The 14,170-nt window shown below is 62.7% G+C and carries 16 protein-coding genes; 8 read left to right on the top strand and 8 right to left on the bottom strand.

From position 1 onward, the window contains the following. Window positions 1-18: 18 nt before the first annotated feature. The 6 genes from O7B34_RS10230 to O7B34_RS10255 form a co-directional block, all read right to left on the bottom strand. Window positions 19-2,148, bottom strand: a complete 2,130-nt coding sequence (locus tag O7B34_RS10230; RefSeq protein ID WP_337145952.1) for an ASKHA domain-containing protein — start codon at window positions 2,146-2,148, stop codon at window positions 19-21. Then, a complete protein-coding gene (locus O7B34_RS10235; protein ID WP_027145888.1) occupies window positions 2,099-3,073 on the bottom strand; it encodes a methyltetrahydrofolate cobalamin methyltransferase in 975 nt (324 codons plus the stop codon). Before O7B34_RS10235 ends, O7B34_RS10230 begins: the two co-directional genes overlap by 50 nt. 82 nt (window positions 3,074-3,155) lie before the next feature. Then, a complete protein-coding gene (locus O7B34_RS10240) occupies window positions 3,156-4,247 on the bottom strand; it encodes a methylenetetrahydrofolate reductase (RefSeq protein ID WP_027145889.1) in 1,092 nt (363 codons plus the stop codon). Then, window positions 4,244-4,840, bottom strand: coding sequence for a methylenetetrahydrofolate reductase C-terminal domain-containing protein (locus tag O7B34_RS10245; protein WP_027145890.1), 597 nt, complete (start codon window positions 4,838-4,840; stop codon window positions 4,244-4,246). Before O7B34_RS10245 ends, O7B34_RS10240 begins: the two co-directional genes overlap by 4 nt. Continuing rightward, window positions 4,833-5,135, bottom strand: coding sequence for a virulence factor (locus O7B34_RS10250; RefSeq protein ID WP_027145891.1), 303 nt, complete (start codon window positions 5,133-5,135; stop codon window positions 4,833-4,835). The genes O7B34_RS10245 and O7B34_RS10250 overlap by 8 nt, the downstream gene beginning before the upstream one ends. Window positions 5,136-5,545: 410 nt before the next feature. Further along, window positions 5,546-6,121 (bottom strand): DUF4893 domain-containing protein, encoded by a 576-nt coding sequence (locus O7B34_RS10255; protein ID WP_337145954.1) that lies wholly within the window; start codon window positions 6,119-6,121, stop codon window positions 5,546-5,548. 100 nt (window positions 6,122-6,221) lie between these two features. Between O7B34_RS10255 and O7B34_RS10260 the strand changes: the two genes are divergently transcribed. After that, window positions 6,222-6,929: an NAD-dependent epimerase/dehydratase family protein gene (locus O7B34_RS10260; protein WP_337145956.1), complete on the top strand. Its 708-nt coding sequence runs from the start codon at window positions 6,222-6,224 to the stop codon at window positions 6,927-6,929. A 10-nt stretch (window positions 6,930-6,939) separates the two neighbouring features. Then, window positions 6,940-7,137 carry a hypothetical protein gene (locus tag O7B34_RS10265; protein ID WP_337145958.1) on the top strand — a complete coding sequence of 66 codons (198 nt, stop codon included), beginning with the start codon at window positions 6,940-6,942 and terminating at the stop codon, window positions 7,135-7,137. A gap of 4 nt (window positions 7,138-7,141) precedes the next feature. On the opposite strand, the gene O7B34_RS10270 is transcribed toward O7B34_RS10265, so the two are convergent. After that, entirely contained in the window at window positions 7,142-7,771 is a 630-nt protein-coding gene (locus O7B34_RS10270) for a DUF1638 domain-containing protein (RefSeq protein WP_337145960.1), read from the bottom strand. Between the two features lie 55 nt (window positions 7,772-7,826). Here O7B34_RS10270 and O7B34_RS10275 point away from each other — a divergent pair, with 55 nt between their 5' ends. After that, window positions 7,827-7,964 (top strand): entericidin A/B family lipoprotein, encoded by a 138-nt coding sequence (locus O7B34_RS10275; protein WP_140758252.1) that lies wholly within the window; start codon window positions 7,827-7,829, stop codon window positions 7,962-7,964. Window positions 7,965-8,046: 82 nt separating this feature from the next. Here the strand turns inward: O7B34_RS10275 and O7B34_RS10280 are convergent, their stop codons facing one another. Continuing rightward, window positions 8,047-8,745 (bottom strand): corrinoid protein, encoded by a 699-nt coding sequence (locus O7B34_RS10280; protein ID WP_140502640.1) that lies wholly within the window; start codon window positions 8,743-8,745, stop codon window positions 8,047-8,049. A 288-nt stretch (window positions 8,746-9,033) separates the two neighbouring features. On the opposite strand from O7B34_RS10280, the gene O7B34_RS10285 reads away from it, so the two are divergent. The 5 genes from O7B34_RS10285 (at window position 9,034) to O7B34_RS10305 (ending at window position 14,170) form a co-directional block, all read left to right on the top strand. Continuing rightward, window positions 9,034-10,608: a trimethylamine methyltransferase family protein gene (locus O7B34_RS10285; protein WP_140502641.1), complete on the top strand. Its 1,575-nt coding sequence runs from the start codon at window positions 9,034-9,036 to the stop codon at window positions 10,606-10,608. Between the two features lie 89 nt (window positions 10,609-10,697). Continuing rightward, window positions 10,698-11,384 carry a hypothetical protein gene (locus O7B34_RS10290; protein ID WP_337145963.1) on the top strand — a complete coding sequence of 229 codons (687 nt, stop codon included), beginning with the start codon at window positions 10,698-10,700 and terminating at the stop codon, window positions 11,382-11,384. A gap of 105 nt (window positions 11,385-11,489) precedes the next feature. Continuing rightward, window positions 11,490-12,227 (top strand): dienelactone hydrolase family protein, encoded by a 738-nt coding sequence (locus O7B34_RS10295; protein ID WP_337145965.1) that lies wholly within the window; start codon window positions 11,490-11,492, stop codon window positions 12,225-12,227. Between the two features lie 105 nt (window positions 12,228-12,332). Beyond that, entirely contained in the window at window positions 12,333-13,511 is a 1,179-nt protein-coding gene (locus O7B34_RS10300) for an NAD(P)/FAD-dependent oxidoreductase (protein ID WP_337145967.1), read from the top strand. A 98-nt stretch (window positions 13,512-13,609) separates the two neighbouring features. After that, entirely contained in the window at window positions 13,610-14,170 is a 561-nt protein-coding gene (locus O7B34_RS10305; protein WP_337145969.1) for an RNA polymerase sigma factor, read from the top strand.

The following is a 14,170-nucleotide window of genomic DNA, read 5'->3' on the forward strand; positions in this document are numbered from 1 at the left end:
ACGGCCTGAAGCGGTTTGTCAGTCGCGGCTGCGCCGTGCGGCGTGGCCTTCGCGCGAGCGCCTTCGCGGTGCTGAATCTCCGGCGATGCCATCCTCGCTGACCGTCTTGCGTGGCGGCAGTTTCACCGCCGCCGACAGTTTCGGGAACGGATCGACCTTGTTGGGCAGCGCCATGGCATAGACGAAATGCTCCTGGAATTTCGGCTCCAGCGCGGTCTCGATCTTCTCGATCTGGCTCACCGTCTGCTCGATCTCGCGACGATAGCCGCGATTGAGCAGCGCCATGCGGGCACCGGCGCCGGCGGCGTTGCCGACGGCCGAGACCTTGTCGAGATCGCAATCGGGGATAAGGCCGAGCACCATGGCGTATTTCGGATCGATGAAGGAGCCGAAGGCACCGGCGAAATGGATGCGGTCGACATGCTCGGTGTTCTGCTTTTCCATCAACAGCTTGGTGCCGGCATAGAGCGCCGCCTTGGCAAGCTGGATGGCGCGCACGTCGGTCTGGGTGATGGTGATCTTGGGTTCGCCTTCCTTCAGCACGTAGGAGAAGGTGCGGCCGTTGGCGACGACGCGCGGCGAGCGCGCGGCCAGCGAACCGTCGACGACACCATCCTCCGAGATGATGCCGGCGAGATACATTTCGGCGACGATCTCGATGATGCCGGAGCCGCAGATGCCGGTGACGCCGGTCGCCTGCACGCTATCGAGGAAGCCCGGTTCGTCGGACCACAATTCCGAGCCGATGACGCGGTATTTCGGCTCCAGCGTGTCGGGATCGATGCGCACGCGCTCGATGGCGCCGGGCGCGGCCCGCTGGCCACCGGAGATTTCGGCACCTTCGAAGGCCGGACCGGTGGGCGAGGAGGCAGCCACGACACGCGCGCGATTGCCGAGTACGATCTCGGCATTGGTGCCGACATCGACGATCAACATCATCTCGTCCTGGCGATGCGGACCTTCCGACAGCGTCACCGCCGCCGCATCGGCGCCGACATGGCCGGCAATGCAAGGCAGCATATAGAGGCGCGCGCCCTGGTTGAGCTTCAGCCCGATATCGGATGCCTTGATGCGCACGGCGCCCGAGACGGCAAGCGCGAAGGGGGCTCCGCCGAGCTCGGTCGGATCGATGCCGAGGAACAGGTGATGCATGATCGGATTGCCGACGAAGACGGAATCCAGGATGTCGTTGCGCTGGACATTGCCTTCCGCGCAGACCTTGTCGACGAGGCCGGAGATCGCCTCGCGCACGGCCACCGTCATGCCCTCGCGGCCATCCGGGTTCATCATCACATAGGAGACGCGGCTCATCAGATCCTCGCCAAAGCGGATCTGCGGGTTCGACGTTCCGGACGAGGCGGCGACGCGGCCCGACAGCAGCGATACCAGATGCATGGCGATGGTGGTCGAGCCGATGTCGCAGGCCAGCCCATAAGCCTCGTTCTTGAGGCCCGGCCACAGCGCGATGACGCGCGCGATGTCACTGTCGGCATCCTTGTGGATGGCAGCGGTGGCGGTCCAGTCGCCCTTGCGCAATATGCCTTGCACCTGCGGCAGCAGATAAAAGTCGAATTCGAGGTTTTTAAAGCCCCAGTCCTTCATCAGCGCGATCTTGAGCCGGTCGAGGTCGCCTGATGGGTTGTGCATGTCGGGTTCTTCGATCTCGACATAGCACATGCGGATCGCCGTATCGCGGGCGATCACCCTGGTGTCGGCATCCTTGCGGATAGTCTGCGCGTTGATGACGGTGTCCTGCGGCACGTCGATGACGAGATCGCCCAGGATCTGAGCCGAGCAGGAGAGGCGGCGCCTTTCGGGCAGGCCGCGCACGCGTTCGTAGCGCTCTTCCTTGGGACCCTTGGGCGAGATGTGGTCGTTTGAGGAGGTGATCTTGTGCTTGGCGAAATTGCCTTCCTGCACCTCGATCTGGCAGCGCCCGCAAGTGGCGCGTCCGCCGCATACGCTCTCGACATAGACGCCGAGCTGGCGCGCGGCGTCGAGCACCGGCGTGCCGACAGGGAACCGCCCGCGCTTGCCTGACGGCATGAACAGCACGAGCGGATCGGTAATGTTTGCAGGTGAATTCACGATTGCGCGCTTATCCCCGGCCCATCCGGGCTTCACGACCGCCGCGCCGGCGGCTGCCATTGCCGCCGCCTTCGCCCGGTGCATTGACCGCTGTCGGCGCCGCCACCGCGTGGCCGCCTTCGGCCGGCTTGTAATCCTTGTAGGTCTTGATCCATTTGGTGCAGTTCTCGTCGGTGCCGTTCAGCACGTTGGCGCCGCGCACGGCTTCCATTTCCTGCGGCCGTACTGGGTTCATGATCGCCGAAGTCATGCCGGCGCCGATCACCATCGGGATGAAGGCGGCGTTGATGCCGTGGCGGTGCGGCAGGCCGAACGAGATATTCGACAGGCCGCAAGTGGTGTTGACCTTGAGCTCTTCGCGCAGGCGACGCAGCAGCGCGAACACTTGGCGGCCGGCATCGCCAAGCGCCCCGATCGGCATGACCAGCGGGTCGACGACGACGTCGTGCGCCGGGATGCCGAAATCGGCGCAGCGCTGCACGATCTTCTTGGCGACGGCGAAGCGCACGTCCGGGTCCATCGAAATCCCGGTTTCGTCGTTGGAGATGGCGACGACGGGCACGTTGTATTTCTTGACCAGCGGCAGGATGGCTTCGAGTTTTTCCTCCTCGCCGGTGACGGAGTTGACCAGCGGCCGGCCCTTGGCGACCTTCAGCGCGGCCTCGATCGCGGCGCTGACGGAACTGTCGATCGACAGCGGCAGGTCGACCAGGCCCTGGACGATTTCCAGCGTCTGCACCAAAAGACCAGGTTCGGTTTCGTTCGGGTTGACCGAAGTGACGCCGGCATTGACGTCGAGCATGGTGGCGCCGCAGGCGGCCTGCTCCAGCGCGTCCTTGATGACGGTCTCGAAATTGCCGACCACCATCTCGGCGGCGAGCTTCTTGCGGCCGGTCGGGTTGATGCGTTCGCCGATCACGCAGAAAGGCTGGTCGAAACCGATGATGATTTCTCGTGTCGCCGAGGCAACGATGGTCCGGGTCATGAAATCTCTCCGTCGTGATATAAAGAGTTCTTTATATCGTTATCTCTTGTCGATCAAGCGAATGGTGGTCGTTCCGCGCGGGTCAATGCGCGGTCTTCACCATATCCACCTGGGTTTCGGTAATCTCGTCGTGCAGGATGTGGTCCAGCCGGTCGGCGACCATCTGGTCGTCGCGGCGGATTTCACGCTTCCATGGCTGGCGGCCCTTCAGCACACCCGATTCATCGACGATCTCGGCGACATATTCCTCCTGGCGATAGGCCATCACGTGGATGCCAGAGACGCCGGGAATTTCCTTCACCTCGTTGATGATGTCGGTGCAGAGCTGCTTGCCTTCCTTCTTCTGGTCCTGGGCGCCTTCCAGCCGCTTGATGATGGCGTCGGGGATATGGATGCCGGGCACGTTGGAGCGGATCCATTTTGCCGTCTTGGCCGAGGCCAAGGGGCCGACCCCGCACAGGATGAACACCTTTTCGGTATGGCCGAGATCGCGGGCCTTCTGCATGAAGGTCTTGAACATCGGCACGTCGAAGCAGTACTGCGTCTGCACGAACTGCGCGCCGGCGGCGATCTTCTTGCCGAGATGGATGGGGCGAAAGTCGAAGGGCGGCGCGAACGGATTGACGGCAGCGCCCAGGAACAACTGCGGAGGCGTCGTCAGCTTGCGGCCGGACAGAAACTTGCCGTTGTCACGCATGATGCGGCAGGTCTCCAGCAGCGACATGGAATCGAGATCGAACACCGGCTTGGCGCCCGGCTGGTCGCCGGCCTGCACGCCGTCGCCAGTCAGGCACAGCATGTTGGCGACGCCCATTGCAGCACCGCCCAGCACATCGCCCTGGATGGCGATACGGTTCTTGTCGCGGCACGCGATCTGCATGATCGGGGCGTAGCCCATGCGGGTCAGCAGTGCGCAGATGCCGACCGACGACATATGGCAATTGGCGCCGGACGCATCGACCGCGTTGATGGCATCGACCCAGCCGTCGAATATCTTCGCCCTGTTGTAGACATCCTCGGGGTCGGCGCTGTCGGGTGGGTTGAGCTCGGTGGTCACCGCGAATTCGCCGCGCCTGAGCACGCGCTCCAGCCGACCGCGCGAGGTGTGGCCGGGCAGGGGATCGAGCGGCAAATGGATGCCGGCCGGATTTTCATCGAGCTGGCGGCCGATCATGCGGAGGCTCCGGTCTTCGCGGCAGCGGCGGCTTCACGGGCTGCCGCGGCCTGCGCAGTCACCCGCAGCCAGGCCGAAGTTTCGCGCAACGACTGGTCTACCGGCTTCTGCACGGTGAGAATCCTGTCGGAGTTGACCATGTTCTGCGAACCTTCCCAGGCCTTGACCCAGACGCAGGGCATATCGGGCTCGACCTCGCAATTGCCGTTGGCGCGCACGCCTCCGCAGGGGCCGTTGCGCAACTGCTTGGGGCAATTCATCGGGCACGACATGCCGGTCGAGGACAGGATGCACTGGCCGCACATGCGGCAGTCGAACATGAAGCCCTTGACGCGCTTTTCAACGAATTTGATTGGAGCCTCGACACGGCCGTAGCCGATGCCCTTCCACAAGGGATGCAGCAGCAGGAACGTGTCGGCAAAACGGGCATAAAACCATTCGAGCAATCGCGAGTGACGAATGGACCATAGTCTCACCGCGAACGAGCGCTGCACGCGGCGCTGCGGCGACACGTCGGCTGGCTTGTAGTCGGATTTCGGCGCGGCCTTCTTGACCAGCGTGGCCTGGGTAACCGCCGGGTTCTCGTCAGACATTTTCTTTTCCGCCCGCCTTGACCAGAGCGACCAGCCGCTCGCGGTCGTATTTCGTGTCGAGCTCGTGGAATGCTTTTTCGACCTCGGCTTCGAGATCGTCACCGACCGGAACCGGTTCGGCCTTGCGCCATTCGGCGAGATAGTCGTCAGTGCCACCGGCGCCGGTGCGCATGGCACACATGTCGATCGCCTCGGTGAAGCGCAACGGCAATTCGCGCTTGGCGTTCTGCCGGCCTTTCCTAACGATGACCTGGGCAGGGATGTCGCGCCAGTAGACGACGATAAGATCGGCCATGAATTCTCGCTCCTCGATATTCCGAGCATTGCCGCAAGCGTCGTAAGGCTGCTTGTTATGGGACGACGCGCGCGCATTCAAAAGCGACGCATTTGGATGTCGTAAAATGAAAGGCGGGTTTATTCGTTTGCGACCCATGTCGCGACGGGGGCGATGCAGCAGTAATGGCGGCGGAGTTTGCGCTGTTCCCGACGCTGGATGCGTTACCAGATGCCGGTTCTCAGCCCTGTCCAGACGTAGAGCCAGATCGTTGGGTGGTACCATTGTTTCGATGGCAGCCCTGGATCGAACGTCGCGACGCTGCCCATTGATCTTGCCATGCTCCAAGGGCCGGCTGACGTGGCCGGACCTTAGGGCGGGCGGGTTAATCCTTGGTATGCCCGAAGCCTACCAGGGCATGAAGACCCCGGTCAGCGCTTGAACTCCATGATGTCGAGCTTCGATTCGTAGTAGGGCGCGGGGAATTCGATGCGCCATTCCTTGGCGCTGTTGCGGAAGGCGTAACCGACCTGGTCGGTTTGCGGACCGCTGCCATAGGGCTTTGCCCGGTCGTCGTTGACGGAGCCGGAGCCAAGATAGATCGAGCGCTTGTCGCCGTCGTCGAAGAAGCGGCCCTGGGTGCGCTGCGAACCGCTGATCTTTTCCAGCCGCCAACCGGAGCCATCATCGGTGACCCTGCATTTGAACCAGCCATAGATGACGAGCGGGCTCGGCCCGCCGACCTTGATGGTGCGGCACCGCCAATTGCCGGTGAGATCCTTGTCGGAGAAGGCGACCAGCGGCCTGGCCAGCAGCGCGTCAAGCTGCTTGAGCTCGGCGGATGCGCCCGCCTTTGCCTCGGTGAGCGCCGCCTTGCGGGTGTCGCCATATTTGTCGAGCCGCGCCTTGTCGGCGGCGGTGATCAGTTTCTGCAGCTGGCCGTCGGCAAGGGCGGGCAAAGTGCAGCAGAGCAGGCCGACAACGGCAAGCAAGGGGCGGAGGTTCATCAAAGGATTCCCTGTTTTTGTCTGGGGCATAACTTACCGGGTCGCTGGCGCCTGTCATCCGTGCTTAACAGCGTCACGGTCAAAATTCATGGTGTGACGAATGCGAATCTTGCTTACGGGGTCGTCGGGTTGGCTGGGAAGCGCGTTGGCGCCACTCCTGCGCGGGCTTGGACATGAGGTGATCGGGATCGATCCCGTTCCATCGGCCGAAACGCGGATCGTCGGTTCGATTGCCGACCGTGATCTCATCATGCGTGCCGTCGGGGAAAACCGGATAGAGGCCATCATTCACGGCGGTGCGCTGCACAAGCCCAACATAGAAAGCCACGCCAACAGCGATTTCATCGCGGCCAATGTGCAAGGCACGCTAAACCTGCTCGACGCGGCGGTGGCGGCCAATGTGCAACGCTTCGTCTTCACGTCAACGACGTCGCTGATGATCTCGCAGGCGATACGCGACGGCTTCAAGGGTGGTGCGCGCAAGGCGGCATGGCTGACGGAGGCGATGTCGCCCGAGCCGCGCAACATCTATGGGGTGACCAAGCTCTCCGCCGAGCATCTCTGCCGTCTCTACCACCTCCGGCACCGGCTGCCGGTGGTGGTGCTGCGCACGGCACGTTTCTTCCCCGAGCCCGATGGCGCATGCGATCGAGCAGTCGGACGCCAACACCAAGGCGAACGAACTGCTGTTTCGGCGGCTGACGGTGGACGATGCGGCGCGGGCGCATGTCGCGGCATTGGAGAAGGCACCGGAGCTCGGCTTCGACATCTTCATCGTCTGTGCGCAAACGCCGTTCCAGCCCGATGATTGCGCGGACTTGATCGCCGACGCTCCATCGGTGGTGGCGCGTTATTTTCCCGGATTTCCGGCACTTTATGCGCGCAAAGGCTGGACGATGTTTTCCTCGATCGACCGGGTCTATGACGCGTCACGGGCGAGGGACAGGCTGGGCTTTGCCTGCAGGACAAGTTTTGCCGACGTGCTGGCGGCGCTGGCGGCCGAAGACGGGGCCTGAGCCGTCAGGCGTTCGCGGCCGCCCGCGCCAGGCCTGGCGTCAGGTCGCCAAAACCGGTGGAGCGGCGCTCATAGGCAAGGCCAAGCAGGGCGGCGGCCTTTTCCGCGACCTTGTCGAGCTCCGGATCATCGGTCTGCGCGAGATAGATCAGCTTCTGGTAGTTGCCGAAATAGTCCTTGATCAACTCCGGGTGCTTGTCCAGGCCGAGCGGCTTCATGAAGAAGGCATCGAATTGACGGCACAGGAAGTCCGTCATGTAGAACGACATCATGTCGTCGTCGCCGACCTTGTCGTAGGCCTCCATGCCTTGATAGAAAGCGAAGCAATGCGGGCCGGCCATGCGCTCGACGCCATGCTTCTCCAACACACGGTCAAGCAGGCCGCCAGTGCCGCAATCGGCATAGCCGACGAAGATGTGCTCGTAACCCTCCGCCTTGGCCTTTTCGATCGCCTTGTCCATGGCCGGCGCGATGCGGTCGGGATAGAAATGAAATTCCGCCGGCAAACACGTCAATTCGAGGTGATCCAGCCCGAGCCGTTCCTTGACGGCCAACACCTCGCGCGCAATCATCCCGCAGGCGATGACGAGCAGCCTGTCTGTCTGATTCGGTTTCGTTTTTTTTATCTTGACCAAGTCGAGCCGGCTTTTCGCTGCGGGGTTAATTTATCTGTCGAGGGAGACACCGTCCATGAAACTGCTACGGGTAGCGCCGATGGTTATCCTTGCCTGCGCGCTTGCACTCACGGCCTGCGCCAACACCATTCGGGGTGTCGGCAAGGATGTCAAATCGACGGCGAGGGCGGTCAAAGACACTGTCGCCAATTGATCGGCAGCCACTTCCTTCATCTGGGAACAAAAAAGCCGCGCTGCAAGGCGCGGCTTCTTTTTCGTCGTCCTGATGCCTTGGATCAGGCCGAAGCACGCACGTTGTGCTTGCGCTTCATAAAGTCCTTCGCGGTCTCGACCGCCACCGCGGCGTCGCGGCAATAGGCGTCGGCGCCGACGGCCTTGCCGAATTCCTCGTTGAGCGGCGCGCCGCCAACCAGCACGACATAGTCGTCGCGAATGCCCTTTTCCTTCATCGTGTCGATGACGACCTTCATGTAGGGCATGGTGGTGGTGAGCAGCGCCGACATGCCGATGATGTCGGGCTGGTGCTGCTCGATCGCATCGAGATATTTCTCGACCGCGTTGTTGATGCCGAGGTCGATGACGTCGAAGCCAGCACCCTCCATCATCATGCCGACGAGGTTCTTGCCGATGTCGTGGATGTCGCCCTTGACCGTGCCGATCACCATCTTGCCCTGTTTCGGCGCGCCGGTGGCGGCGAGCAGAGGGCGCAGGATGAACATGCCAGCCTTCATCGCATTGGCCGACAACAGCACCTCGGGAACGAACAGGATGCCGTCGCGAAAATCCTCGCCGACGATACGCATGCCTTCGACCAGCGCCTCGGTCAGCACCTTGTAGGGCACCCAGCCGCGATCGAGCAGGATGCGCGTGCCTTCCTCGATTTCTTCCTTCAGACCGTCATAGAGATCGTCGTGCATCTGCTGCACCAACTCGTCGTCGGAAAGCTCGGAAAGGATGATCTCGTCGTCGGACATTTTAATCCAGCTCCTCACGGCATCGCGACTGTGTCGCAAGGCACAAAATAATGGCGTTCATACCTAACCCGCAACGGGCGGGTATCCATAGCTGATTTGCGACTTCCCGCAAAAGGAAAGCGACTGGAAAATCTATCGGATTTCTTGTCGATTTTGCGACAGGCGTTGGCGCGGACGGGCCGTTTCGAATAGGGTGCTTGGCTACGATCCGGCGAAAGCCGCGCCATGCGGCCGCAACGGTTACGGACCGGCCATAGTCAGGCAGGCCATATTCAGGGAAGAGCGATCATGAGCGAACACGCGGCAGTCGACCAGGAAGCGTCCAACGCGCGGCGTGGGCGCGGCGCCAGCGGTGGAGCGGCGGCAAGGCGCGCGGCGCGTTCTGGCGGCGGCCCGGGCACACAGCTCACTTACATCAAGCGCAAGATCAACGTCTACGAGGTGCTGAACGAGGAAGGCCTGGCGCTGATCGAGAAGAACACCGACACGGTGCTGGAAGAGATCGGCATTATTTTCCGCGATGACGCGGAAGCGTTACAGTTGTGGAAAGAGGCCGGCGCCGACGTCAAGGGCGAGCGCGTGCACTTCCCGAAGGGGCTCTGCCGTTCGCTCTTGAAGACCGCGCCATCCGTCTACACGCAGCATGCCCGCAACTCAGAACGCTCGGTGCAGATCGGCGGCAATGCGACCGTGTTCGCGCCGGTCTATGGTCCGCCCTTCGTACGCGATCTCGACGGCGTCAGGCGCTACGCGACGATCGAGGATTTCCAGAATTTCGTGAAGCTCGCCTATATGGCGCCATCGATCCACCATTCGGGCGGCACGGTGTGCGAGCCGGTCGACGTGCCTGTCAACAAGCGCCATCTCGACATGGTCTACGCGCACATCAAATATTCCGACAAGCCGTTCATGGGTTCGGTGACCGCGCCAGAGCGCGCCGAGGACACGGTGGCGATGGCCAAGCTCGTCTTCGGCGACGACTTCGTCGAGAACAACACGGTGCTGACCAGCCTGATCAACGCCAATTCGCCGATGGTGTTCGACGAGACCATGCTTGGCGCCCTGAAGGTCTATTCGCGGCATAACCAGGCCTGCATCGTCACGCCGTTCATCCTGGCCGGCGCGATGAGCCCGGTGACGGTCGCCGGCACGCTGACGCAGGTCCTGGCCGAAGTGCTGGCCGGCGCGTCGTTCACGCAGCTGATCCGTCCGGGCGCGCCGGTGCTGTTCGGCACCTTCGCCTCGTCGATCTCCATGCAGTCGGGCGCGCCGACCTTCGGCACTCCGGAGCCATCGCTGGTCTCCTATGGCGCGGCACAACTCGCACGCCGTCTCGGCTTGCCGTTCCGCACCGGCGGCTCGCTCTGCGCCTCGAAAGTGCCGGATGCACAGGCAGCCTATGAGAGCGCCAACACGCTGAACTCGACCATTCTCGCCGGCACCAATTTCGTGCTGCATTCGGCTGGCTGGCTCGAAGGCGGGCTGGCGTCCTGCTACGAAAAATTCATGATGGATATCGACCAGCTCGGCATGACCCAAAAATTCTCCGAAGGCGTCGATCTTTCGGAAAACGGCCAGGCGATGGACGCCATCCGCCAGGTCGGTCCGGGCAGCCATTATCTCGGTTGCGACCACACCCAGGCCAATTTCCAGACCGCCTTCTACCGCTCGTCGATCGCCGACAACAACTCCTATGAGCAGTGGCTGGCCGAGGGTCAGAAGACCGCGCCGCAGCGCGCCAATGATCTGGCGCGGCGCTGGCTGGAAAGCTATGAGGCGCCGCACCTTGATGAAGGCATCGACGAAGCCCTGAAGGACTTCATCGCCAAGAAGAAGGGGTCGATGCCCGACGCCTTCACCTGAAAGGAGCCCGAGTCAGGCGGGGCTAAAGTCGCCAACATCATCCACAAGGAAGTCTGGCGGAGCGCCTTCTCCGATCCGGACAAGAAGGGATGATTGCGTGCGCGGCGATCGAGGAGATCACGGCCGCGCTTGGCGCCAACGGCCTCATCCTGCGTGGCGGCTTTGTTTTTCCTCATCACGACGGTGCCCCTAATGGCGTCTCGGGCGCGCCGGCAAAGTCCGTCCTGCTGGTAGGGCAGGCGGGTGCGGCACCCTGGCCGCATTTCCTGCGCTGGCGGCGGCAGCAGCCAAAGGTGATCGCCAATCCTCTCGACACCTGGTCGCGGCAGGTGATTGGCGCTGTGGCAGAAAAGTTTGGCGCGCGCGCTGTTTCGCCGTCGGACAAGCCTTACCTGCCGTTCCAGCAATGGGCTGTTCGGGCGGAGGGGCTGAAGCCGTCCCCGCTCGGCATCCTCATGCATCCGCAATACGGGCTGTGGCATGCCTATCGCGGCGCGTTGCTGTTCGAGGAGGAGATAGCGCTTCCGGAGCCGCGCGAGGCGATCCATCTCTGCGACACGTGCGTCGACAAACCCTGCCTGAAATCCTGCCCGGTCAATGCGTATTCCACGGAAGGGTTCGCCTACCAGCCCTGCCTGACCCATGTGCGCGGGGCGAATGGCGGGTCGTGCCGCACTGGCGGTTGCCTTGACCGCAATGCCTGCCCGTATGGCACAAGCTACCGCTATCCGGCAGAGGTTCAGGCCTTCCATATGGCTGCATTCGCTGGTCTTTAGCGCGTCACGCGATCCCACGAAATGTTGACTGGCGGGTTCAGGCAACCGCCTTGCCGTGGCCGCTTGCGCGGATATGTATCGCCCATCTGATCAACGGAGCAGGCAATGGCGAAGCAGGACCTTCAGATCAAGACCCGTGACGGCGTGGCGAAGGCTGGCCTGTTTCGCTCGGCCAAGGTCTCTCCAGCCAAGGCCGGCATCATCCTCTATCAGGACGCTTTCGGTCCACGGCCGGCGCTTGACCAGATGGCGGAACGGCTGGCGGGCGAGGGCTATGCGGTGCTGCTGCCCGACCTCTTCTATCGCAATGCGCCTTACGGGCCGTTCGACGCCAAGACCGCCTTCACCGTGGAAAAGACCAAGACAGCGCTGATGGCCCTGGTCACCGGCACGACGCAGGAGATGACCGTCAGCGACAGCGGCGCGTTTCTCGAGGCAATGTCCGCCGAAGGCGTCACCGGGCCGATCGGCACCGTCGGTTATTGCATGGGCGGAGCGCGGGCGCTCAACGCCGCTGCGACGTATCCAGACACGATCAAGGCCGCCGCCAGTTTCCATGGCGGCAATCTCGCCAGCGATGCCGCCGACAGTCCGCACCGCAAGGCGGCTTCCATCAAGGCGCGCGTCTATGTCGGCATGGCGGGCGTCGACCGGAGCTTTCCGCCGGAGCAGTCGACGCGGCTGGGAGAGGCACTGCGGAATGCTGAAGTCGACCACGCGATCGAGAATTATGTCGGCATGGCACATGGTTGGTGCGTGCCCGATCATGGTGTCTTCAATGCAGCCGGTGCCGAGCGGCATTGGAAGCGATTGACTGACTTGTTCGCCGAAACGCTGGTCTGAGCCTTCGCCACCCTGTTGGCCGCGCGGTACATTGGAGGTATCAGGGCCGAATGAGCGGCTCGCCCGGCTAGTGCGGCGCGGGGTCATGCGGGAACGATCAGCCTGATGCAATCCTATGATGTCGTGATCATCGGCGCGGGTGCCGCCGGAATGATGTGCGCCGTAGAGGCCGCCAAGCGCGGCCGTTCGGTGCTGATCCTCGATCATGCGGCGGCACCTGGCGAAAAGATCCGTATCTCCGGCGGCGGTCGGTGCAATTTCACCAACCTCCATACGAGCCCGAAGAACTTTGTCTCGAGGAATCCGCATTTCTGCATCTCGGCGCTCAGCCGCTATACGCAACGCGACTTCATCACGCTCGTCGAACGCCACGGCATTGCCTATCACGAGAAGACACTAGGGCAGCTGTTTTGTGACGGCTCCGCGCGGCAGATCATCGACATGCTGGTCTCGGAAATGCGGGGCAGGGGCGCCGAGCTGGTATTGTCGACCCGCGTTGAGACTGTCGGGAAAACCGAGGAAGGGTTCGAACTCACGCTCTCCACCGGCTCGATCTCTTGCCAGTCCCTAGTCGTGGCCTGTGGCGGCAAGTCGATCCCCAAGATGGGCGCGACGGGCTTCGGCTACGAGATTGCCGAACAGTTTGGCCTTGTCGTTGTCGAAACACGGCCTGCCCTGGTGCCGCTGACCTTCGATGCAAAGACGCTTGAGCGGCTTTCGCCCCTAGCCGGGAACGCCGTCGACGCCGAGATTGCCTGCCGCAAGACGCGGTTTTCCGAGGCGATGCTGTTCACGCATCGCGGCGTCAGCGGGCCATCCATCCTGCAGATCTCCTCCTATTGGCGCGAGGGTGATGAAATCCGCATCGCCATGCTGCCGGGCACGGATGTGGCTGAGCTCGTCCGCGCCGCCAAGCGTGACAATGGCCGGCAAGCGGTGCAGACCGTGCTGGCAAATCATTTGCCGAAACGGCTGGCCCAGGCGATAGCCGAGCGAACCGGGCTCGACGGCAATCTCGCCGATCTTTCGGAGCCCCAGATCAAAACCGTCGAGGCCGAGGTCAACGACTGGCGCATCAAGCCAGCCGGTTCGGAAGGCTACCGTACGGCCGAAGTGACGCTTGGTGGGGTAGACACCAATGGCCTCGACCAGAAGACGATGCAGGCGAAATCGATACCTGGTCTGTTCTTCATCGGCGAAGTCGTCGACGTCACCGGCTGGCTCGGCGGCTATAATTTCCAATGGGCTTGGTCGTCGGGCTGGGCGGCGGGCCAGGCGTGTTGACATTCAGGTGAGGCCGGCCTGACCTGAATCTCGAATTCGAAAAAAATCTTTCCATCACCCCAAGGATTAGCCATTAGCCTTCGTCCAACAGGCAAATGATGGCGATGATGCTGGATGTGAGCGAAGCCTCCGACGCCGAACTGATCGGGCGGGCGAAGGGCGGAGACAGGGGGGCCTTCGGCAAATTGCTGGAGCGTCACTACGACTTCGTCTATCGCGCAGCCTATCGCTGGTGCGGCAGGAAGGCGGATGCCGAAGATATCGCCCAGGAAGTCTGCGTCCGGCTCGGCAAGGCGATCCGCGATTATCGCGGCGGCGGCGCGTTCACGACATGGCTCTATACCATGACGATGAACGCCGCGCGCGACATGATGCGCAAGACCACGCGCGAGACCGTCAAGACCGAGGCCTATGGCGTCCATGCGCTGATTTCGGGCGAGGCCCCGGCCGAGAGCGAAGACCCCGCCGAGGCGCTGTGGGCGGCGGTGCGGCAATTGCCGGACAAGCAGCGCGACGCCGTGATGCTTGTCTATAGCGAAGGCTTGAGCCACGCGGCCGCCGCCGAGGCGATGGCGATCTCGGAGACGACGGTTTCCTGGCACATCCATGAAGCGAAGAAACGGCTGAAGACGTTGATGCGTTCAGCCGGGGAAGTGTGA

The sequence above is a fragment of the Mesorhizobium sp. Cs1299R1N3 genome (assembly GCF_037179625.1).
Lineage (GTDB): Bacteria > Pseudomonadota > Alphaproteobacteria > Rhizobiales > Rhizobiaceae > Mesorhizobium > Mesorhizobium salmacidum.

Bases quoted from the DNA above. Each gene is read 5' to 3' on its own strand.
- O7B34_RS10230 (WP_337145952.1), bottom strand. From the start codon at position 2,148: ATGGCAGCCGCCGGCGCGGCGGTCGTGAAGCCCGGATGGGCCGGGGAT.
- O7B34_RS10235 (WP_027145888.1), bottom strand. From the start codon at position 3,073: ATGACCCGGACCATCGTTGCCTCGGCGACACGAGAAATCATCATCGGT.
- O7B34_RS10240 (WP_027145889.1), bottom strand. From the start codon at position 4,247: ATGATCGGCCGCCAGCTCGATGAAAATCCGGCCGGCATCCATTTGCCG.
- O7B34_RS10245 (WP_027145890.1), bottom strand. From the start codon at position 4,840: ATGTCTGACGAGAACCCGGCGGTTACCCAGGCCACGCTGGTCAAGAAG.
- O7B34_RS10250 (WP_027145891.1), bottom strand. From the start codon at position 5,135: ATGGCCGATCTTATCGTCGTCTACTGGCGCGACATCCCTGCCCAGGTC.
- O7B34_RS10255 (WP_337145954.1), bottom strand. From the start codon at position 6,121: ATGAACCTCCGCCCCTTGCTTGCCGTTGTCGGCCTGCTCTGCTGCACT.
- O7B34_RS10260 (WP_337145956.1), top strand. From the start codon at position 6,222: ATGCGAATCTTGCTTACGGGGTCGTCGGGTTGGCTGGGAAGCGCGTTG.
- O7B34_RS10275 (WP_140758252.1), top strand. From the start codon at position 7,827: ATGAAACTGCTACGGGTAGCGCCGATGGTTATCCTTGCCTGCGCGCTT.
- O7B34_RS10280 (WP_140502640.1), bottom strand. From the start codon at position 8,745: ATGTCCGACGACGAGATCATCCTTTCCGAGCTTTCCGACGACGAGTTG.
- O7B34_RS10285 (WP_140502641.1), top strand. From the start codon at position 9,034: ATGAGCGAACACGCGGCAGTCGACCAGGAAGCGTCCAACGCGCGGCGT.
- O7B34_RS10290 (WP_337145963.1), top strand. From the start codon at position 10,698: ATGATTGCGTGCGCGGCGATCGAGGAGATCACGGCCGCGCTTGGCGCC.
- O7B34_RS10295 (WP_337145965.1), top strand. From the start codon at position 11,490: ATGGCGAAGCAGGACCTTCAGATCAAGACCCGTGACGGCGTGGCGAAG.
- O7B34_RS10300 (WP_337145967.1), top strand. From the start codon at position 12,333: ATGCAATCCTATGATGTCGTGATCATCGGCGCGGGTGCCGCCGGAATG.
- O7B34_RS10305 (WP_337145969.1), top strand. From the start codon at position 13,610: ATGGCGATGATGCTGGATGTGAGCGAAGCCTCCGACGCCGAACTGATC.